Source organism: Maricaulis maris (genome assembly GCF_036322705.1).
Classification (GTDB): domain Bacteria; phylum Pseudomonadota; class Alphaproteobacteria; order Caulobacterales; family Maricaulaceae; genus Maricaulis; species Maricaulis maris_B.
Genome location: NZ_AP027270.1, coordinates 1882711 through 1903663, shown reverse-complemented (window position 1 = coordinate 1903663; position 20953 = coordinate 1882711). Strand labels below are relative to the sequence as shown.

Genomic DNA, 20953 nt, shown 5'->3' with positions numbered 1-20953 from the left:
CCTTGGTCGTGCAGGATGCTGCATTACAGCAACAGGGGCTTCATTGACATCAGCCGTGCCGCATAGAAACTGCGGCCTCCTTGGACTGGGCCGAACCATTCATGCTTGGATTTGTACTTAGACGCTTCAGTGTCGCTGTCCCGACCATTCTGGTGATCATCACGGTCGCCTTTTTCATGATGCGCGTCGCGCCGGGCGGGCCGTTCGATCTCGAACGACCGATGCCGGAAGAGACGCGTCAGGTCATCCTGGAAAGCTATGGTCTCGATAAGCCACTGATTTATCAGTATTTCGATTATATGGGGAACCTCTTCCAGGGGGATCTCGGCCCGTCGCTGAAATTGCGCGACAAGAATGTTGCCGAGATCATCGCGGAAGGCTTCCCGGTCTCGGCCACGATCGGCCTGTGTTCGATGCTGCTGGCCATCGGGCTCGGGACCCTGCTCGGCTCGGTCGCGGCCCTGCGGCAGAATACCGGCACCGATTTCTCGGTCATGACCTTCGCCATGGTCGGCATTTCCATTCCGCCCTTTGTGATGGGTCCCATTCTGGCGCTGGTTTTCGGTCTCTATCTGGGACTCGTGCCGACCGGGGGGCTCGATCCACGCTATGGCATGACGCCGGATCGCCTGATCCTGCCGGTGATCACGCTTGCCCTGCCGCAGATCGCCATCATTGCCCGCCTGATGCGCGCCTCGATGATCGAGGTCGTGCGCTCCAACTATATCCGCACCGCGCGGGCCAAGGGGCTGTCGGCTCCGGCGGTGATCATCCGCCATGCCCTGCGTTCGGCCATCCTGCCGCTGGTGTCCTATCTCGGACCGGCTTCGGCGGCGGTGATCTCCGGCTCGCTGGTCATCGAGCGGGTCTTCCAGCTGCCGGGTATCGGCAAGCATTTCGTCGATGCCGCCCTGCAGCGGGATTATACGGTGGTGATGGGTGTGGTCATCGTCTACGCGACGCTGATCATCGTCCTCAACCTGCTCGCTGACCTCCTCTATGGCGTTCTCAATCCGAAGGTGAAGTACGAGTCATGACGCTGCTCAGCACACCGCAGGAAAAAACCGAGCTGCTTGAAAAGGCGGCCGTCCAGGGTCGCTCCCTCTGGGACGATGCCCGTGCGCGACTGATGCGCAACCGGGCCGCCGTGACCTCGATGATCATCCTCGCCATCCTCGTCTTCCTGGCCACGATCGGCCAGCTGCTCTGGGTGCATGACTACGACACCATCTATCGCGACCGGGTGTGGATCGCCCCGACGCTGGAGCACTGGCACCTGCTGGGCACCGACGCCCAGGGCCGTGACATGGTTGCCCGCATCCTGGTCGGTCTTGGCGTCTCGCTGATGGTCGGCATCGTGGCGACCTTCGTGTCGCTGGTGATCGGGGTGACCTGGGGCGCGACCGCCGGCTTTATCGGCGGCAAGGTCGATCAGCTGATGATGCGCTTCGTCGACATCCTCTATTCGCTGCCCTTCATTTTCTTCGTCATCATCCTGATGGTGACCTTCGGCCGGAACATCGTCCTCATTTTTGTGGCCATTGGTGCTGTCGAATGGCTGACCATGGCCCGGATCGTGCGCGGTCAGACGATCGCCCTCAAGGGCATGGAATTCGTCGAGGCCGCCCATGCCGCCGGGGTTTCGCGTCCGAAGATCATCCAGCGCCACATCATCCCGAACGTACTCGGCCCGGTCGTGGTCTATGTCACCCTGATGATCCCGGTGGTGATCCTCGCCGAGAGCTTCCTGTCCTTCCTCGGACTGGGTGTGCAGGAACCGCTGACCTCGCTCGGCCGCCTCATTTCGGCTGGTGCGCAGGACATGGAGCCGGCACCCTGGACCCTAATCGGCCCGGCGGTGACGATGATGGTCACCCTGTTCTGTCTCAACTTCATCGGTGACGGGCTGCGCGACGCGATCGATCCGAAGGATCGGTAGCGGGTCGGGCAGCGTTAGGAACAACAAGGGCCGCCGGAGCTGATCCGGCGGCCCTTTGTCCTTGCAGGTGGCGCGGCGCCTATTGCTGGCGTTCGACGCGGATCGCGCGGCCCCGGCCGTTGACGCGAAGCAGGTAGCTGGTCATCGCGCCGCGACGGATCTCGGCGGTGTTGGGACCGTTGCGCGGGATGCGCACGCTGCCATTGTCGGTCTGACGCCAGACCTGGCCATTGGTCATGTAGAAGATCGTGGTGTCGTAGCCGACCGTGCGGGTGCGCTCGATCTCCATCTCGACCCGGAACACATCGCCGTCATCGGTCCGCTCGAGAATCGCGACCGAGGTCTCGGCCGCCGCTTCGGCGGCGGCGCTGCCTGCCGCTGCACTGGCCTGGGCGGAAGCCTGTGCCTGTGCCTGTGCAGGGGCCTGTGCAGGGGCCTGAGCCGGTGTCGGCGTCGATCCCGGCGTCGGTACGGCAGCCGGCTGTGGCGGTGTCGCATCGGCGACCACGGCGGGCGCGTCACCCGTCATGTCGACCGTGTTGGCACCGGCGAGGGCGTCGTGCTGGCGGTCGGCTGCGGCGATGGCCAGCCGCGGCATGCGCAGGCGGGGCAGGGACGGCATCGAGAACCCGAAGCTGTCGCCTTCCACCGCGGCCACATCGCTGCGGGTCACGGTCATCAGCTCGCCGCTGTCGCGATCACCGGCCAGGCGCGCGGCGGCGGAGTCGAAGCAGGCGAGGCGGGCCGCGGTCTCGGCGATGCCGCGACAGGACAGGATGCCGTCGACGGCATCATCGCCGGCCTGGGCGAAAACACCTGCGGGCAGGGCAGTGGATAGAAGAAGCGCGGCAATGACCGCGTGACGTGAGACTGTCATGAGACCCTCGATTGGTTACTCGACACGTTCGACCCGGAAACGGCGACCGCCATTGTCCAGGCGCATGAAATGGGAGCCCAGGGCCCCGTTGGAGATGGTGACCGTATACTCGTTGTCGGCGCGGCGGCGCGACAGCTGGACATAGGTATCATCGGTCTGGCGCCAAACCTGGCCATTGGCCAGGCGGATGACCTTTTCGCCGGAGCGGTTTTCCGAGATGTCGACGACGACCAGGCCTTCAATGCTCTCGATCTGGCCATTGCTGTCGCGGACCACAACGCGTGCCGGGGAGGCTGTGGCCGATTCGAGCTCGGCCAGCTCCGCATCCTCGCCGCCGCCCGGCAGGGACAGGCCCGGCAGGCGCAATTGCGGGATGGAGAGGCCATAGGTCGCCTCTTCGGCGGCCTCGATCTGCTCGCGGTCGACGGCGACAACCTCACCGCTCTCGGTTTCCCCGCGCAGCACGTCGACGGCCGCGTCCAGACAGCTCAGCCGGGCGACGTCGTCGACGATGTCCCGGCAGGTGAAAAGCGGGTCCAGCGGCGATGAACCGGCCTGCGCGGCGGCAGGGGCGGCCATCAGGGTCGCCGGTAAAAGAATCAGTAATCGCGCGTTCATGGTCACTCGTGTAATTCTGGCTTCAGCCCCGACTATGCGCGACCGGTCGGTGACTGTCGACCGGTCGATCATGTTGGGCTAGAACATCGCCCAGTGACTTAATGTGCTGCTTCGGAGGGGAGACCGAAATCGTGATCCGCGCAAACATCTTGAAGACCATCCTTGTGACAGCCTCGGCGCTGGCTCTGGCCAGCTGCGGCGGCAATAACAGTACGGACTCGTCAGCTGTCGTGCTGCATCGGGGCAATAATGCGGAGCCGCTTTCGCTTGATCCGCACAAGGCGTCCGGCACCTGGGAAAACAACATTATCGGCGACATGTTCCTGGGTCTGTTCACGGATGATCCGGATGGCGCGCCGATCCCGGGCATGGCCGAGAGCTGGGAAGTGTCCGAGGACGGCCTGACCTGGACCTTCACCCTGCGCGAGGCTGTCTGGTCGGATGGCGTGCCGGTGACGGCTGGCGATTTCGTCTTTGCCTGGCAGCGCATCGCGACCCCGACGACGGGCGCGCAATACGTCTCCCTGCTGTATCCGATCGCGGGTATGGAAGAAGCCTCGACCGGTGCGGCCGATCCGTCCGCAATCGGTGTCCGCGCCATTGATGACCGCACGCTGGAAGTCCAGCTGGTCAATCCGGCGCCCTACCTGCCGGGCCTTTTGACCCACTACACGACCTTCCCGCTGCCGCAGCACGTGGTCGAGGTTTATGGCGATGAGTGGGTGCGCCCGGGCAATATGGTGTCCAACGGCGCCTATACGCTGGAAGACTGGCGGACCAATAATTACGTCCACCTGCAGCGCAACGAGAACTTCTACGACAACGCCAATGTCTGCATCGACGATGTCTATTTCTATCCGACGGTGGACAATTCGGCGGCCGGTCGCCGGGTTCGCAATGGCGAGCTTGACCTGAACATGGAATTCCCCGGCCAGCAGATGGAATTCCTGCGCCGTGAAATCCCCGACTATGTCCGCGTCCACCCCTTCATGGGCACGATCTATTTTTCCGTGAACACGACGCTGGAACAGTTCGACAATCCCGATGTGCGCAACGCGCTCGGCATGGCGATCGACCGCGACTTCATCGCCAACGAGATCCTGCGCGCCGGTCAGGTTCCGGCCTACGCCATGATCCCGCCGGGTGTGGCGAACTATCCCGGTGGCGTCGAATCGAGCTGGGCCGACACGCCGGTCGAACAGCGCCGTGAAATGGCGCGCGCCCTGCTCGAAGGGGCCGGCTATGGTCCCGACAACCCGTTCCGCTTCGAATACACCTATCGCGCGACCGGCGATAATCCGCGGATCGCGCCGGTGGTCCAGAATGACTGGTCGGCAATTGCCGACTGGGTCGAGCCGGAGCTGATCGTCAACGACACCCAGATCCACTACGACAATCTGCGCGCCTCCGACTTCCAGGTCGCCGATGGCGGCTGGATCGCGGACTATAACGATCCCTACAACTTCCTCTTCCTCGGCGAATACCGCTCGGTGCCGATGAATTATGCCCGCTACAACAATCCGGCGTTCGACAGCCTGGTCACCGAGGCCAATCGCGAGCTGAACCTGGAACTGCGCGGTGAAATGATGGCCCGTGCCGAACAGATGATGATCGACGACATGCCGATCATCCCGATCGTCTTCTACGTCAACAAGAGCCTGGTGAACCCGCGGGTCACCGGCTGGGAAGACAATCTCACCAACATCCACCGCACACGCTATCTGTGCTTCTCGGATCTGGAAGAGACGGCTGCGACGGACGAGTAACCGTCGCAAGCTTGTCAGAGGAGGCCCTGCCGACCTAGCCTGTGTTCTCACATGGCCAGGGGCAGGGCTTTTTCATGACCGGAAGTGATCCCATCAGCGACGCGATAATTGCGGGTAGTGCCAGCGGTGAGCTGGGCGATTCGATCAATGCGTCCAAGCGGGCCAAGCGCGACCGTTTTTCGGCCTTTGAAGCGCCGAACCCACCGGACCAGTGCTCGAACTGCTCGACCGAGCTCTCGGGCCTGGTCTGTCACAGCTGTGGCCAGACCGCCGATACCTTCCACCGGCCGATCTGGGACCTGCTCGTCGACATTCTCGACGGCCTGTTCGGTCTCGAGGGTCGACTGTGGCGGACCATCCCGCCGCTGATGCTGCGGCCCGGCCATATCACCCAGAATTACCTCAGCGGCGTTCGCGCCCGCTATGTCATGCCGTTCCGGCTCTACCTGACGGTCAGCGTTGTTTTCTTCCTGCTGATTTTCGCCTTCGACGGATTTGGTGGCGACGAGGTCAGCGGCACCGTGCCGACGCCGGAAGCGCCGGTCGCGGCGGCCAATCTGGAAACGCTCGATGAACGCCTCGCCGAGGCGGGGATACCGGAGAGCGAGCGGGAGGCGCTGGCCCGGACCGCGCAGGCGGGCGTCGCGCAGGTGCTCAGCCAGTCGACAATGACGCCGGAACAACGTGCGCAGCAGCGCCGCGAAGATCGTGACTCGATGAAGCAGGAGTTCCGGCAAATCCTGCTTCCCGAGGTCTATGGCGAGGATCCGGAACCGGGACTGGACGGCGGGGTCGATGAGGACCTCAATGTCACGGTAACCGGGCTGAGCGAATTGCCGCTCGAGGTCCGTCAGGAGATGTCGGAGCGCATCGACCGGATCATTGACAGTGGCGGGGCGACGCTGGCGGCCTCGATGCAGCGCTGGGCGCCGACCATGATGTTCTTCATGTTGCCGCTCTATGCGCTGATGCTGGCGGTGACGCATTTCTACAAGCGCGGCTATTTTTTCTACGACCACCTCGTCGTGTCGCTGCATTTCCACGCCTTCATGCTGCTGCTGATCACCGGTCTGTCGCTGATCGCCTATGTGGTTCCGGCGGCGACAGGCTATGCGGTCCTGTTCGGGCTTTTGTGGTCGAACTGGTATCTCTACAGGCTCCATCGCACGGTCTATTCGCACGGACGTTTCTCATCCCTGCTGCGGGTGATGTTGCTGGATTTCGTCTATGCGATCTTCCTCAGTTTCGCGCTGCTCGGCCTGTTCATTGTCGGGGTCATGACGTCCTGAGGCCGGTGACCGCCCGCGGGTACGACGCACAAAAAAAAAAGGGCCCGCAAGCGCGGGCCCTTTTGTTGTCGGGGTTCGGCGGGCCTAGTTGGGCACCGCGGTGCGGGTGCGCAGCTGGACACCGGTCTGGCCCATTTCCTGACGGGCCTCGAGAGCGGCGCGGACTTCCGGCAGCTCCATCAGCGCGTTGAGCCGGGCGGCGGTCTCGGCGGTGTCGGCAGAGACACCGAACATCCGCTGGAAAGCCTCCAGGGGCGTCGACTCAGCCGGGAAGCGGCGCAGGCGGATCGCCTGGTCGGGATCAATACCGGCCAGCTGGCGGGCAGCCTCGACCGCGTCGCGGAAGCCACCGATTTCGTCCACCAGGCCCAGGTCCAGCGCCTGGGCGCCGGTCCAGACCCGGCCGCGGGCGATTTCCAGAACCCGCTCCAGGGGCAGGCCGCGCCCGTCGGCGACCCGCTGCGTGAAGTCGGCATAGGTGTCGGCCATCTGGGCGCGATAGGCGGCGCGCTGGCTGTCGGTCCATTCCTGCTGGGCCGAGAAGGCGGTCGCGTACTCGCCGCCGACCGAGATGGTCTCGGCATTCAGGCCGACCATGTCGAACGTGCCTTCGAGCACGACCTTGCCGCCGAGCACGCCAATCGAGCCGGTCAGCGTGGTCTCGTGGGCCAGCACATAATCAGCCGGGGCGGCAATGTAGTAACCGCCCGAAGCGGCCAGCGATGCCATCGAGACGATGACCGGCTTGCCGGCCTCGCGGGCCCGGGTGATGGCGTGCCAGACCTGGTCGGAGGCGATCGCCGAGCCGCCGGGCGAATCAACCCGGATCACGATGGCGCGCACCGAATCATTGTTGGCCGCATCGAGAATGGCTTCCGACATGAAGTCGCCGCCGATGGTCTCTTCACCGCCGAACGGGCTGACGCCCGGATTGCCGGTGACGATGGCGCCCTGGCCTTCGATCAGGGCGATGATCGGACCATTGCTCCAGGCCGGAGTGGCCTGCTGGTTGTACTGGGCGATGTCGACAAAGCTGCCGGAGCCGCCGACGCGGGCGAGGGTGGCTTCGCGCGCTTCAATGACATGGCCGAGATTGTCGATCAGGCCGAGCTCGGTGGCGCTCTCGGCGGTATGCGGGGCCGATTCGAAGACCGCGCGCACGGCGCTTTCCTCGAGGCCGCGATCGGTCGCGATGTGACGCACCGCGGTGTCGTAGATCGAGCCGAGATAGGATTCGGTCGCTTCACGGTGAGCGTCGGTGAAGTCGGTCTGGGTGTAGGTGTTGGCGGCGTTCTTGTATTCGTGGAACTGCTCGAATTGCGGGACCGCGCCGAAATGCTCGAACAGGCCGCCGAGGAAGGTGGTTTCGGAGGCCATTCCGGCCGGGGTGAAGTTGGCCGTGTCCTGGAGCCAGATCTGGTCCGAGCCCGAGACCGCGAAATACCCGGTCACGCTGGTGCCTTCAAAGCCCTGGGCGTGGGTGACCACGAACTTGCCGGCGGCACGGAAATCCTCGATCGCGCCGCGCAGTTCTTCCGCGACACCGGGCGACATGCCGAACTCGTTGGCCCGGATGAACAGGCCGGCGACGCGGCTGTCCGTTTCGGCCCGCTCGAGGGTGCGAACGACATCGACGACGGACAGCGGCGAGGCGAAGCCGAAGGGCGAGCGCGCCGGACTGTCGAGGCGGGCTTCGCGCAGATCCAGTTCAAGGACCATTGCCGTCTGGGGCAGGGCGTTCTCGGTCCGCGCGCCTTCAACGACCGAACCAATCAGGGCGCCTATCAGGAAGACGCCAAGCAGGACGGTGACCACGGACCCGACCACCACGCCGACGATCGATCCGAAGAATGTAATCCAGAACTGTTTCATAAGAGCCCTTTCGCCCCGCTTCACCCAGACATGTGCCCGATCCTGCAAGATGCAGTCCGGTTCAGCACAGTATGTAGGCTTGGAATGCGAATGGGTCGAGGGAAGCGCAGTCGCGCGGTCCCGCCTGCGGCGCGACACGGCACGCCGACACACGCCGCCACCCGCCCGGAGGGCTGTGGCTGTATCTGAAACAGGCTGTATGAACGAGGCGGGAAAGTAATGGTCGGAGTAGCAAGATTCGAACTTGCGACCCCCGCCTCCCGAAGACGGTGCTCTACCAGGCTGAGCTATACTCCGAACCGAGGCGCGGCTTATAGCCAACTCTTCTGCCCCGTGCAACGCGGCAAAGACAGAGTTTCACAACGACCTGCAGTGGTCCCCTGTTTTGCCGTGATCACAGGGCGGCAACTGCAAAATCTGCTCAACCAGCTCAGACGAACCGCACTGGGCCGTTGCATCCCCCTCAGCGGTTATGTATTTACCGCGCTCCGTCTTCACAGACGGCTCCGGTTGGGGCGTCGCCAAGTGGTAAGGCACCGGTTTTTGGTACCGGCATTCCCAGGTTCGAATCCTGGCGCCCCAGCCATCCTTTTCCAAACTCTCCTGATATCCCGTCCACCGGGCCACCCGTGCGGGTTGGTCCGCCCCGCGGTCCGGACCGGTCAGCGATGCGCCATGCCGTGACCCCGGTCGCAGGGCCGGTATCGGATCCGTCGCGCCTGATCGCGGCCTGTGGGCCCTTCCGACAGTGCGCGCCATCCTCATCACTGAATTGTGAGTATGCCCCGACCCGGCGGTCTCCCTGCCATGGGTTCGGGCACGCAACCGGATGGTCTCGGCGCTGCTATCCTGGCGCGAACTGCGGTTCGCGAATGATCCTGAGACGCGAATCCTGCCTTATTGTGCGCAGTTCAGGCCGCATTCCAGCCACAAAGATGTATTGATCGTAGTGTAACGCTGGTGTTAGCGTTCAATGGATTTTCAAGCGGCGCGCGTGCGCTGACGAGATGACGGGGTAACCGTCACGGACCGGGTGGACCACAGTTCTGGTAACCACTCATGCAGACTTGGAAGGCTAAGCCATTGGTATCGGTGGTTAGGCTCGGCCGCTTGAACACAGGGTAGGGGGCCAGGTCAGCAGGTTTTGCTGGCTCAGCATCGAAGTTTTTTTGGGGCGGGGAGTCTTTCGGGACGGACCCGCATTGACCATTGTGAGGCGAGAAATGGTGAACTTGAAGAATTTGGTTCGCGCGTCGCTTATGGCGACAGTGGCGGCGGGCGCCTTTGGGGGGGCTGCCGTTGCGCAGCTGAACCAAACGCTCGAAGTCGCGCGTGGTGACACGGCGAATGGGGCTCAGACCCAGTCGCGCATCGAACAGCTGGATGATCAGCGGACCGACATCGAACTGGAATACCGGGCCTTGCTCGAGCAGATCGAGTCGCAGCGCCTGTTCGTCGAGCAGCAGCAGGTCTTCCTCCGCTCGCAGGAGAACGAGATCGCGTCGCTCGAGCAGCAGATCGGCCGCGTCGACAACATCGAGCGCGACCTCGCGCCGATGATGCGGGAAATGGTCGTTCTCCTCGAAGAGTTCGTGAACCTCGACCTGCCTTTCCGCCTTGAAGGCGAAGCCGGCCGTCGGGCCCGCATCGAGCGCCTTTACGAGCTGATCGATGATCCGAACATCTCCCCGGCTGAACGCTATCGCGTCATCCTGAACGCCTATGACATCGAAGCCTCCTACGGCCGCGGTGTGAATGCCTATGACGAGGAAGTCCTCGAAGGCGGCATTCCGGTTCAGGTCAAGGTCCTGCAGATCGGTCGCGTCGCGATGATCCGCAAATACCCCGACAACAGCATGACGATCCTCCACAATGGTTCGTCTGACTGGGAAGCCCTGCCGAGCAGCTATGAAGCCAATGTGACCCGCGCCATCCGCATCGCCGATGAAGTGACGACCCCGTCGATCTTCCTCGTGCCGCTGCCTGGCCCGAACGTCGCTCAGTAACGGCTTGGAACGGAGAGTTAAGTTATGAAGACCACCATGAAGATGCTCGCCGCCGCCGTTTCGCTTGGCGTGGCACTTACCGCCGGTGCTGTGGGTCAGACCCAGCCGGCCGGTTCCCTCAACGAACTCCTCAACCGCGTGCGTTCCGATGCCCGTGAAGCGAGCGCTGACAATGCTGCTCGCCTGCGTGAGTTCCAGGCTTCCACCAACAGCCAGCAGGCGACGCTCAATACCGCGCGCAGCACGCTGGCCCAGCTCGAGCGCCAGGCGACCCAGCTGTCGGCTGACTTCGAAGCCAACCAGGTTCGCATCGATGAGCTCGACGCCGAACTTCGCCAGCGCCAGGGTGCGTTCGGTGAACTGTTCGGTGCGGCCCGCCAGTCCGCTGGCGAGTTCGCGGCCATGATCGACCAGTCGGTCATCTCGTCCCAGTTCCCGGGTCGTGCTGACGCGCTGGAAACCCTGTCCAACAGCCGGACCCTGCCGACCCGTGCGGAACTCGACTTCATCCCGCGCCGTGTCATCGAAGAGATGATCCAGCAGCAGCAGGTCGTGACCTTCAACGGCCGCGTGACCGGCCTCGGCGACGGCGCCGCGGTTCCGATCACCCGCGTTGGTCCGTTCGTGGCCTTCACGAACTACAACAACAACCAGCGTTTCGCGCTCTGGAGCCAGAGTGAGAACACCGGTGCCTACTCCCTGACCGACATGGCAGCCCAGCCGCCGGCCAACTTCCTTGGCGCAGCGTCGACCCTGTTCAATGCCGATCCGGGCGAAGTCGTCGAAGGTGTCGTTGACCCGTCGCGTGGCGCCCTGCTGAACATCTACAAGGACGTTCCGGACATCAACGAGCGTATCGCGCAGTCGGGCAATGTCGGCCTGGTCATCATCGGCCTGCTGATCATCTCCGCCCTGTTCGGTATCTTCCGCATGATCTCGCTCCTGCTGACGCAGGCCGCGGTCTCCGGTCAGAAGCGCAAGTCGTCCGGCTCCAAGGGCAACCCGCTCGGCCGTGTCATGCTCGCTTACGAGGGTGCCAAGGACAAAGACGTCGAGACGATGGAACTCAAGCTCGACGAAGCCATCCTGCAGGAGACGCCGAAGCTCGAATTCGGTCTCAACTTCCTCAAGCTGGCTGCCGGTATCGCACCGCTGCTGGGTCTGCTCGGTACCGTGACCGGTATGATCAAGACCTTCACCCAGATCACCCTGTTCGGTACGGGTGACCCGAAAATCATGGCCGGTGGTATCTCCGAAGCCCTGATGACCACGGTTCTGGGTCTCATCGCGGCGATCCCGCTTCTGTTCATCCACAGCTTCGCGCAAAGCTTCGCGCGCGGCGTTCAGCAGGTGCTCGAAGAGCAGGCGGCTGGCATGATCGCCCGCCACGCTGAAGAACGCGCACAAGGCTAACCGGAGGAAGCGTTATGGATTTCCAGGCCGTACAATCCGGCCTTCAGGAGTTCCTCGAGCGCGGGGGCCCCGTCCTGGTTGTCATCATGGCAACAACATTTGTGATGTGGGCCTTTATCCTCGAGCGCTTCGCCTATTTCTACATGGCCCATGAGGGCTTTGCGAAACAGGCGAAGAGGGAGTGGAATGCGCGGGCAGACCGGTACAGCTGGTATGCCCACGCCATCCGCGACCAACTCATCTCGGAGGTCAAATCGCGTTGCGACCAGAATGTCGAGCTGGTGAAAACCCTCGTCGCTGTCGCTCCGCTCTTCGGACTGTTGGGAACAGTGACCGGCATGGTCTCGGTTTTTGACGTCATGTCCATTTCCGGCTCCTCGGATGCCCAGGCCATGTCGGCCGGTGTGTCACGGGCCACAATCCCGACCATGGCTGGCATGGTGGCGTCCCTTTCGGGCCTCATCTTCGCCAACCAGATCGAGATCCTCGCCAAGCGTCGCGTGTCGAAGCTGGCCGATGAGCTCGAAATCGGTGAGGGGGCTGTGTCATGAGGCGTCGTCAAAAGCACAAGGACGATCAGGCTGAAGTGAACATGACGCCGATGCTCGACATCGTGTTCATCCTGCTGATCTTCTTCATCGTCACCGCCACCTTCCTGTCGGAAGAAGGTATCGACATGCGTCCGCCTGCGGACAGCGATACGCCGCCGCCGCCGGATGCTGCGCCGCCGATCGTGATCCAGGTCGATGGAGATAACGAGATCTTCGTCAACCAGGTCCGCACGGACGTCGATCGCGTGCTCTCGGCCGTCAACCGCTTCCGGGCGGAAGAGCCGAACTCCGCGGTGCTCCTCGAGGTCTACGATGAAGCCCATCACGGCATCATCGTTCAGATCTGGGACGAGATGGGGGCCAATGGCGTCCCGGTCTCGATCCAGCGTCAACATGACGGATAGGGGAGGTTTCAATGGCTAGACGTGCAAGCCGCGTGAATACCGACGAAGAAGAAGTCGAACTGAACATGACGCCCATGCTGGACGTCGTCTTCATCCTCCTCATCTTCTTCATCGTGACCTCCGTCTTCATCAAGGAGCCGGGCGTGGACACCATCCGCCCCGACGCCGTGACCGAAGATGACGAAAACCCATCCATGCTGGTTGCCGTGACTGCGGACAACGAGATCTGGGTGAACCGCCGGGTCTATGAAATGAACGAGCTTCGGGGTGTGATCGAGCAGTTGCTGCAAGAGAACCCCAAGGGTCGTGCCATGATCCAGGGTGATGAAGGTGCCAATATCGGTCTGATCCTCGACGTCCAGGAGCTCCTCATGGAGATGGAAGTCGATGTGAAGATTTCGACGTTGCAGTAGCGGGAGGAGAGAAAATGGGAAGTTTCATTCGTCTCGTTATCGGCGTCCCGGTTGCGGCCATCATCACGGTTTTCCTGTTTTATGTGATGCAGGATCTCATCAAGACCGAAGAGATCGAGCAGGCTGACGAATCCGAAGACCTGGTCTTCTCGATCAATGATGAAGTGACCGAGGTGGAAGCCCGTCGTCGCGACACCACAATCGAGGACGTCCAGCAGGTCGATCCGCCACCCCCGCCGCCGCAGATCGAGCGGCAGCGTGCGGAGCAGCCGTCGGAAGGTCTCGCCACCGTCATGGGTGCGATTCCGGACTTCGAGGCCCCGCAGCTCAACTCGGACAGCGTCAGCTTCTCGGTCTCTGACCGTGACGCCCAGCCGCTGGTCCGGATCGAGCCGCAATACCCGCTTCGCGCTGCGGAGCGCGGGATTGAGGGCAGCTGCTGGGTTCGATTCGACGTGACCCCGGACGGTACGCCGACCAATATCGACATCTATCGCTGCGATAGCTCCTTCTTCGAGCGCGCATCGACCCGGGCTGTCGAGCGTTGGCGCTACAACCCGAAAGTCCAGGACGGTGTCCCCGTCGCCCGCCGTGGCGTCGAGACCCGCTTCGACTTCCGCCTGGCTGAATAGTGACGGGTCGCGGCGGGCCTGCTCGGTCCGCCGCGCCTCACTGGCCACCTGGGATGACGACCGGACCCTCCCGGTTCCCGTCCCGCGAGTTTTTGGAAAGCCGACCCGGGGAGTTGGGTTGGTATCAAAGGAGCCATCGATGATCCGTTTTAGCGGTTTCGATACCTCGGGCCTGCTGCGCAGCGTCGCAACCCTCGCGCTCGCCGTTTCGCTGGCCGGGGTGATGATTTCCGATGCCGACGCCCAGCGCCGGCGGAATAACAACAACGAAGACTCCGAGCAGAACCAGGCCGAGCGGGTCTTCTCGGCACAGATCGGCCAGATCGTTCTGGAAGCCCAGGAATTCCAGGCCAACGACCAGTTCCAGCAGTCCATCGAGGCGCTGAACCGGGCCCTCGGCACGTCGAGCATCAACGCTTATGAGCGGATGATCTCGCTGCAGATGCGCGGCCGGGCCTATTACGAGCTGGAGCAGGTTTCCCGCGCCATCCAGGATTGGGAAGCGGCGATCGCCACCGGCATCATGCTGCCGCAGGAAGTCTCTGACCTGCGCATCAATATCGGTCAGCTCTACATCTCCGAGGGGCAGTACGCGCAGGGCATCCAGTCGCTCGAAGCGGCCGTGGCCCAGCTCGGTGTCGACGCCCTCAACCCGCGCATCATGCGCATGCTGGCCCAGGCCTATGCCCAGGCCGAGCGCTACCGGGACGGTGTTGTCTGGGCCGAACGTTTCTGGGCTGCCCAGCCGATGGCTGACCGCGTTCGCGGCGACTACTCGCTGATGCTGTTCTTCTACCAGCAGCTGGAGCGCGTGCCGGATCAGTTCCGCATCATTGAGGAAATGGTTCAGCGCTGGCCGACCGAGAAAACCAATTGGCGGTCCTACGCGTCCCTGCTGGCCCAGACGGGTCGCGAGCAGGATGCGTTCGAAGCCAACAAGATCATGTATATCAACGGCATGCTCACCGAGAGCCGTGAGATCGTGGCCTTGGCCCAGTACTATTCCTACTACGAATATCCCTATCGCGGCGCCATCGTCCTCGAGCGCGAGCTCAATGCCGGTGTCGTCGAGCGCAACCGCAGCAATCTCAGCCTGCTCGCCAATATGTGGCGCCAGGCGCGTGAGTGGGAGCGGGCCATTCCGGTCCTGCGCCAGCTGGCGCAACTGACCGGCGATGGCGATGACTATCTCAAGCTGGCCGAGTCGCTCTGGCAGCGTCGTGAGCTCGATGAGGCCGAGGATGCCTTCACCGAGGCGCTCAACCGCGGCGGTCTCGACCGTCCGGGTGATGCGTGGACGCTGCTCGGCAATGTGCGGGCCGAACTGGGTCGCGAGGAATCCGCCCTGGCGGCCTTCCGCGAAGGCGCGCGCTACCCCTATTCGCGGACTACGGCGAATGGCTGGGCGACCTTTATCACCAACCGCCAGCGGGCAGCCCGTGAGCGTGTCCAGATCCGTGAACGCGTCCGCCAGGACGAGTGCCGGTTCTCGATCAGCGACCTTCTCGAGACGGCGACCCTGCTGGGTGACGTCAATGAGGAAGGCCGCATCGTGATCGATGTGCCGGAGCGCTGTTCCGACCTCTACAATGTCCATGGCGAGCAATTGAGCGCCGTGGCTGAGGCCGAAGCGGCGGCTGCCGCGAGCGATGCCGGCTGATTTCCGCCGCGTCATCGAAACGAGCTGATCAACGCCCCGGCCCCTATGGCCGGGGCGTTTTTCGTTGCCGCGCTGACGCGGCCCCGCGTCAGCGCGGCGATGCTCGTTTGCCGGGTATTGCGCCACCAAGACAACGCGAAATGGCCACAGTCCCGCCGCGATCTGCGCCGAAGCTTTCATGACATGACGGTAATGTTGGGCTGGGGAGTTCACGTCATGACTTGGGGAGACGCACATGGACAGAACCGCACGCCCGGCCCTCACGGTCGGCTGGTCACCGCTTGCCCTGGCGAGTCTGGCCGTCACATTCACCCTTCTGACGACCCTGGCGATCACACCGCCGGGCCAGGCCGAGACCGCGGCGGATGATCCTCCGGGCATCCTGTCCCCGGCCATCGGCAATCGGATCCTCGAGCTGCTCGAGCTGGAAGCGGAGGGGCGCTGGGTCGCGGTCGAGGCCGGTTACACCGCGATGATCGAGGGCCGGGCGCTGAGCCCCTATGAGCGCGCCGTTCTGCTTCGCCAGCGCGGTCAGGCCCGCTATCAGCTGGATGACCTGGCCGGTGCCATCCATGACTGGCGCCAGGTGATCGACCTCGCCGTCCTGCCGGCCGAGGATGCCAATGCGCTGCGCATCAATACCGGTCAGCTGCTGATGGTCGACGATCAATACCGTGCCGGAATCGGGCTGATCGAAGCCGCCCTCTCGCGCGGGGTTCCCCTCAACCGGGATCTCGCGACACGGCTCGCCCAAGCCCATGCCCGGCTGGAGGATCATGAGGGCGGTCTGCCCTATGCCCAAAGCGCCTTCGAGCAGGCCGAGGCCGAGGGCGGCGCGGACCGACAGCTGTTTTCGCTGTTGCTCTACTATTTCCAGCAGTTGGACCGCCTGCCCGATCAGCTCGCCCTGATGGAGGTCATGGTCAGCCGCTGGCCGGCCGAAAAATCGAACTGGACCAGCTATGCCAGCCTGCTGGCCCAGATGAACCGGCAAAGCGATGCCTTCGAGGTCAACCGCATCATGTATCTCAACGGCATGCTGAACACGAGCGAGGAGCTGGTGCGGCTGGCGCAGTATTATTCCTGGTATGACTACCCCTGGGGCGGCGCCGTCATGCTTGAGCGCGAGCTGAATGCGGGCCGGGTCGAGGCTTCGACCCGCAATCTTCAGCTGCTGGCCAATCTCTGGCGCCATGCCCGCGAATGGCAGCGTGCCCTGCCGGTGCTCGAGCGGGTCGCGACAAGCTCGGGCGCGGGGCCTGACTACGAGGCCTATGGCGAGGCGCTCTACCAAGCCGGACGCTTTGGCGAAGCCGAGGCGGTCTTTGTCCAGGCGCTCAGCCGCGGTGGTCTTTCCAGGCCGGGTGATATCTGGACATTCATCGGCAATTCACGGGTCGAACTGGATGACCTCGATGGCGCGGCCTCGGCCTTTCGCCGGGCGCTAGGTTGGGAGTATTCCCGGGCCGGGGCGCAGGGCTGGCTGGAATTCATTGCCTCCAAGCGGGCCATCCTGGAGGCCGCGGCCCAGCTGGAGATCCTGATCTCCATCGAGGGCTGCGAGATCGAGGTCGAGCGGGCCCGTCGCCGGATCGTGACCTCGCCGGATGAGTATGACAGCGGCGGGCGCCGGATCCTGGCGATACCGCCAACCTGCCGGACCTGGTTCGACAGCTATGGCAATCGCCTGCCGGAGCCGGAGCGGACCTGATCGAGGTCGACTGGCTGTCGACTGGCTGGCGCGACAGCAGCGGGAAGGGCAACAGAAGCGGCACCCGCAGCAGAGCGGCCAACGCCCGCACAAGACCCCGCAATCGCCCCAATTGATCGCGATTGCGCCCCGCTTCTGCCCCGGCGGCCGTCGAACCTGAGGGCACGGCGAGGTCTCGTGTTGTGAGGCTGAGCCGTACCGGCCTACCCGGCGCCGGCGAACGGTGCCGGGTTCCCGGCCGGTTTGCGGGGCATCGCTCTGTGAGGCCATGCAGGACACGCCCGTGGGGAGGCCTGTTCAATGACAGCCATAGTCCAAAACCTTCGTACCCCGATAGTGCTGCCGGTCGCCGGCGCAATCACTGTCGGACTGTTTCTTCTGATGCGAGACCTGATCGCCGTGCCGATGGTGGAGCGCGTCCAGGAGGTCGATACACCGCGCTTCGTGATCAATGACGTACCGGAGGAGATCGTCCCTGACGTTCGCGTCACGCTCGTCGACATCCCGGCGGTCGAGCCGCCGCCGCCGGCCGCCCGTCTTGTTATCGAAACCGCATTGCCAACGGATATCGGCGAGGGCATCACCTATGTGTTGCCCCCTGTCGATCCGGTCGAGGTCACGACCACCGAAGGCCTTGTCCCGATTGATCGCTCGCCGGTCCCCATCGTCCGGATCGAGCCGGTCTACCCGGCCATTGAGGCGTCGCGCGGAAACTCTGGCAGCTGCACGGTGATGTTCGATATCACCCCGCAGGGCACAACGACGAATATCCGTCCGATGGCTTGTGACAGTCGCGGCTTCGAGCAGGCCACGCTCAACGCTGTCAGCCGCTGGCGCTACAACCCGCAAGTCGAGAATGGTCAGCCCATCCTCTTCCGCGGCGCCACGACGCGGCTCGACTTCCGCCTTGATGGGTAGGTGACCCGTCGTGGGTGGGGGGCGCCCCCACCCACGACACCCCTCCCGGTGTTTGTCATCCCTGATGGACGCCCGGCGAAGGCCGGGCGCAAGTCAGGGACCTATGTGGTTGCAAGCAGTTAGGTCCCCGCCCTGCGTCCGGCCTTCGCCGGACATCCGACGGGGATGACAAAATGCCAAACACAATTTATAATTGCATTCACGTTCCACGTATACCTTCTTGCTACACACAAGAATGGCATGCTCTATTGCGGGGTCACCCGTGAATTGCTGGCGCGGGTCTATTCACACAAGGTTCGCAAGGCCGGTGGGTTCACGGCGCGTTACGGCGTCGATCGGCTTGTCTGGTTCGAGAGCCATGAGCTGATCAATAATGCCATCACCCGTGAGAAGCGGATCAAGCGCTGGCGCCGGGCCTGGAAGATCAATCTGATCGAGACGGCCAATCCCGATTGGCGGGATCTGTACTGGGAGATGGGCGGTGTTGACCCGCGTGAAGTCGTGCCGGAGGGCATGCGGGCGTGGGAAAGCAACAAGACCTGATCCCATTTGTCATCCCCGCCGGACACCCCGCGTAGGCGGGGTGCAGGGCGGGGACCTAACTGTTCGAACATCTAGGTCCCGGACTTGCGCCCCGCCTGCGCGGGGCGTCCATCCGGGAAGACAAATGTGGGAATTGCCCCGCAGCTCTACTCAGCCGCGATGGCCTCAACTTCGCTGTCGGCAAGGCCGACCGCCATCAGGGCGAAGGCCCAGTTGAGGGCGGTTTCGCGCAGGCTGTCGAAACGGCCCGAGGCGCCGCCATGGCCGGCACCCATATTCATCTTCAGCAGGGTCAGGCCGTCATCGGTCCGGCGGTCGCGCAGGCGGGCGACGAATTTGGTCGGCTCCCAATAGGTGACGCGCGGATCGGTCAGGCCGCCGGTGGCCAGGACGTGGGGATAGGCCATTTCCTGGATCTGGTCGTAGGGCGAGTAGGCGATCATCGTCTGATAATCTTCCGCGCTCTCGATCGGGTTTCCCCATTCCGGCCATTCCGGCGGGGTCAGCGGCAGTTCCGGATCCGACATGGTGTTGATCACATCGACAAAGGGAACGGCGGCGATGGCACCGGCGAACAGGTCGGGCTGCAGGTTGATCGCGGCACCGACGAGCAGGCCACCGGCCGAACCGCCATAGGCGACAATCTGGCCGCGGCTGGTATAGCCGAGCTCGGACAGGGCTTCACCGGCCGAGACGAAGTCGCGGAAGGTGTTCATCTTCTGGTCCAGCTTGCCGTCAAGATACCACTGATAGCCGTTGGCCATGCCGCCCCGGATATGGGCGGTGGCATAGACCATGCCGCGATCGACCAGCGAGAGCGGGGTGACGCGGAAGCCGGCCGGAATGGTGATCCCGTAGGAGCCATAGCCATAGAGCAGCAGCGGGGCGCTACCGTCGATCGGCGTGTCGCGGTGGTAGAGAATGGTGACCGGGATCTGGGCCCCGTCATGGCCGGGGGCCATGATGCGGCGGACGACATAGTCCTCCGGATTGTGACCGGAGGGGATTTCCTGGCGCTTCAGCAGCGTGCGCTCACGCGAACGCAGGTTGAAGTCATAGGTCTCTTCCGGCGTTGACGGGCTCTCATAGGAGAAGCGCAGCATGTCGGTCGCGAACTCGTAGCCGGCCGAGGCACCCAGCGAATAGGCTTCCTCGTCAAAGGCGATATTGTATTCCTCGCCGGTGGCGTATTCGTGCACAACGATGCGCGGCAGGGCGTTCTCGCGTTCGACACGGACCTGCCAGTCAGCCAGGCCGATGACGCCGTTGATCAGCGTGCCGGGGCGGTGCGGGATGAAGTCTTCCCAGTTTTCGCGACCCGGATTGTCGATCGGGGCGGAGACGATCTTGAAGTCGACCGCGCCATCCGCATTGGTGCGGAAATAGTAGCGATCGCTGGCTTCGGTCAGATAATATTCGACGCCGTCCTCGCGAGCCGAGATCAGCACCGGTTCGGCGGTCGCGTCATTGGCGTCAATCAGGCGGATCTCGTTGGAGGTGTGACCGCCGGCATTGATCATGACGTGGTTGTTGTTGTCGGTCAGGCCGACCGAGACGAAGAAGCCGTCATCGGGCTCCTCATAGACCAGCTCGGAGGGACCACCATTGGCCGGTTGGCGATAGACGCGCTTGGAGCGGCCATTATCGTCACGCCAGACCCAGTACAGGGTGGCGCTGTCATTGGCCCAGGTGAAATCGCCCGAGCTCTCATCGGTGAGGGTAGCGACAATGGCGCCGGTGGCGACGTCCTTGACGCGGATCTCGTAATACTCCGACCCGCGCACATCGACGCCGAAGGCGACATAGCGGTGGTCGGGCGAGTGCTCCATGTCGGAGAAATCGAGATAATCGAAATCGGCGGCTTCGGCGTCGCCATCGACGAGGATTTCCTCGTCACCGGCCGGTTCGCCGGTTTCCGGATCCACCGGGCGACGGGCGAAGACCGGATACTGGCCGCCTTCGCGGTAGCGGGTGTAGTAGGCATAGTCGCCATCGCGCTCGGGGACCGAGCTGTCGTCTTCCTTGATGCGGCCGCGGATCTCCTGGAAAATCCGTTCCTGCAGGGCTTCGGTCGGCTCCATGACGGCATCGAGATAGGCGTTCTCGGCGTCGAGCAGCTCGCGGACATCGCTGTCGAGGACTTCCGGCTCGCGCATCACCTGCTGCCAGTTATCGTCCTTGATCCACTGATATTCATCGACCCGGGTGAAGCCGACCTGCTCGATGGTGACCGGGCGCTGTTCGGCGCGCGGCGCCTCAAGGCCCTGGGCGCGGGTGATCAGCGCGCCATGGGTGGTCACGGCCGTGGTATTGGCGGCCGAAGTGTCGGTCGTCATGGCAG

18 protein-coding genes and 2 tRNA genes are annotated in these 20953 nt (G+C 63.5%); 15 read left to right on the top strand and 5 right to left on the bottom strand.

Translation table 11 applies throughout. The features are described from left to right. Positions 1-101: 101 nt before the first annotated feature. Both AAA969_RS08940 and AAA969_RS08935 read left to right on the top strand, forming a co-directional pair. The gene (locus AAA969_RS08940; RefSeq protein WP_338245678.1) at positions 102-1037 is read left to right on the top strand and encodes an ABC transporter permease; all 936 of its coding nucleotides are present in this window, start codon (positions 102-104) and stop codon (positions 1035-1037) included. Further along, positions 1034-1939: an ABC transporter permease subunit gene (locus tag AAA969_RS08935; protein WP_338245677.1), complete on the top strand. Its 906-nt coding sequence runs from the start codon at positions 1034-1036 to the stop codon at positions 1937-1939. Before AAA969_RS08940 ends, AAA969_RS08935 begins: the two co-directional genes overlap by 4 nt. 79 nt (positions 1940-2018) lie before the next feature. On the opposite strand, the gene AAA969_RS08930 is transcribed toward AAA969_RS08935, so the two are convergent. Next, positions 2019-2816: a hypothetical protein gene (locus AAA969_RS08930; RefSeq protein ID WP_338245676.1), complete on the bottom strand. Its 798-nt coding sequence runs from the start codon at positions 2814-2816 to the stop codon at positions 2019-2021. A gap of 15 nt (positions 2817-2831) precedes the next feature. Next, positions 2832-3395, bottom strand: a complete 564-nt coding sequence (locus AAA969_RS08925) for a hypothetical protein (RefSeq protein WP_338245675.1) — start codon at positions 3393-3395, stop codon at positions 2832-2834. 170 nt (positions 3396-3565) lie between these two features. Between AAA969_RS08925 and AAA969_RS08920 the strand changes: the two genes are divergently transcribed. Next, entirely contained in the window at positions 3566-5200 is a 1635-nt protein-coding gene (locus AAA969_RS08920; RefSeq protein ID WP_338245674.1) for a peptide ABC transporter substrate-binding protein, read from the top strand. 74 nt (positions 5201-5274) lie between these two features. Continuing rightward, positions 5275-6489 (top strand): DUF3667 domain-containing protein, encoded by a 1215-nt coding sequence (locus AAA969_RS08915; protein WP_338245673.1) that lies wholly within the window; start codon positions 5275-5277, stop codon positions 6487-6489. 84 nt (positions 6490-6573) lie between these two features. Here the strand turns inward: AAA969_RS08915 and sppA are convergent, their stop codons facing one another. Both sppA and AAA969_RS08905 read right to left on the bottom strand, forming a co-directional pair. Further along, complete coding sequence (gene sppA, locus AAA969_RS08910) at positions 6574-8361, bottom strand: signal peptide peptidase SppA (RefSeq protein WP_338245672.1); 1788 nt, start codon at positions 8359-8361, stop codon at positions 6574-6576. A gap of 220 nt (positions 8362-8581) precedes the next feature. Further along, positions 8582-8658, bottom strand: a tRNA-Pro gene (locus tag AAA969_RS08905). 214 nt (positions 8659-8872) lie between these two features. On the opposite strand from AAA969_RS08905, the gene AAA969_RS08900 reads away from it, so the two are divergent. The 11 genes from AAA969_RS08900 to AAA969_RS08850 all read left to right on the top strand — a co-directional run bounded on the left by AAA969_RS08900 (position 8873) and on the right by AAA969_RS08850 (position 18612). After that, positions 8873-8947: transfer RNA gene (locus tag AAA969_RS08900), tRNA-Gln, on the top strand. Between the two features lie 673 nt (positions 8948-9620). Beyond that, positions 9621-10367, top strand: coding sequence for a DUF3450 domain-containing protein (locus AAA969_RS08895; protein WP_338245671.1), 747 nt, complete (start codon positions 9621-9623; stop codon positions 10365-10367). A gap of 24 nt (positions 10368-10391) precedes the next feature. Next, complete coding sequence (locus AAA969_RS08890) at positions 10392-11780, top strand: MotA/TolQ/ExbB proton channel family protein (protein ID WP_338245670.1); 1389 nt, start codon at positions 10392-10394, stop codon at positions 11778-11780. 14 nt (positions 11781-11794) lie between these two features. Next, entirely contained in the window at positions 11795-12331 is a 537-nt protein-coding gene (locus AAA969_RS08885; RefSeq protein ID WP_425324999.1) for a MotA/TolQ/ExbB proton channel family protein, read from the top strand. Continuing rightward, positions 12328-12735 (top strand): ExbD/TolR family protein, encoded by a 408-nt coding sequence (locus tag AAA969_RS08880; RefSeq protein ID WP_338245668.1) that lies wholly within the window; start codon positions 12328-12330, stop codon positions 12733-12735. The genes AAA969_RS08885 and AAA969_RS08880 overlap by 4 nt, the downstream gene beginning before the upstream one ends. An 11-nt stretch (positions 12736-12746) precedes the next feature. Beyond that, a complete protein-coding gene (locus tag AAA969_RS08875; protein ID WP_338245667.1) occupies positions 12747-13148 on the top strand; it encodes an ExbD/TolR family protein in 402 nt (133 codons plus the stop codon). 14 nt (positions 13149-13162) lie between these two features. Next, positions 13163-13780 carry an energy transducer TonB gene (locus AAA969_RS08870; protein ID WP_338245666.1) on the top strand — a complete coding sequence of 206 codons (618 nt, stop codon included), beginning with the start codon at positions 13163-13165 and terminating at the stop codon, positions 13778-13780. A 139-nt stretch (positions 13781-13919) separates the two neighbouring features. Beyond that, complete coding sequence (locus tag AAA969_RS08865) at positions 13920-15440, top strand: tetratricopeptide repeat protein (protein WP_338245665.1); 1521 nt, start codon at positions 13920-13922, stop codon at positions 15438-15440. Between the two features lie 235 nt (positions 15441-15675). Then, the gene (locus tag AAA969_RS08860) at positions 15676-17151 is read left to right on the top strand and encodes a tetratricopeptide repeat protein (protein WP_338245664.1); all 1476 of its coding nucleotides are present in this window, start codon (positions 15676-15678) and stop codon (positions 17149-17151) included. A 300-nt stretch (positions 17152-17451) separates the two neighbouring features. Next, positions 17452-18069 (top strand): energy transducer TonB, encoded by a 618-nt coding sequence (locus AAA969_RS08855; RefSeq protein WP_338245663.1) that lies wholly within the window; start codon positions 17452-17454, stop codon positions 18067-18069. 165 nt (positions 18070-18234) lie between these two features. Then, positions 18235-18612 (top strand): GIY-YIG nuclease family protein, encoded by a 378-nt coding sequence (locus AAA969_RS08850; RefSeq protein WP_338245662.1) that lies wholly within the window; start codon positions 18235-18237, stop codon positions 18610-18612. Between the two features lie 146 nt (positions 18613-18758). On the opposite strand, the gene AAA969_RS08845 is transcribed toward AAA969_RS08850, so the two are convergent. Further along, positions 18759-20948, bottom strand: coding sequence for a S9 family peptidase (locus tag AAA969_RS08845; protein WP_338245661.1), 2190 nt, complete (start codon positions 20946-20948; stop codon positions 18759-18761). Between the last annotated feature and the right edge of the window lie 5 nt (positions 20949-20953).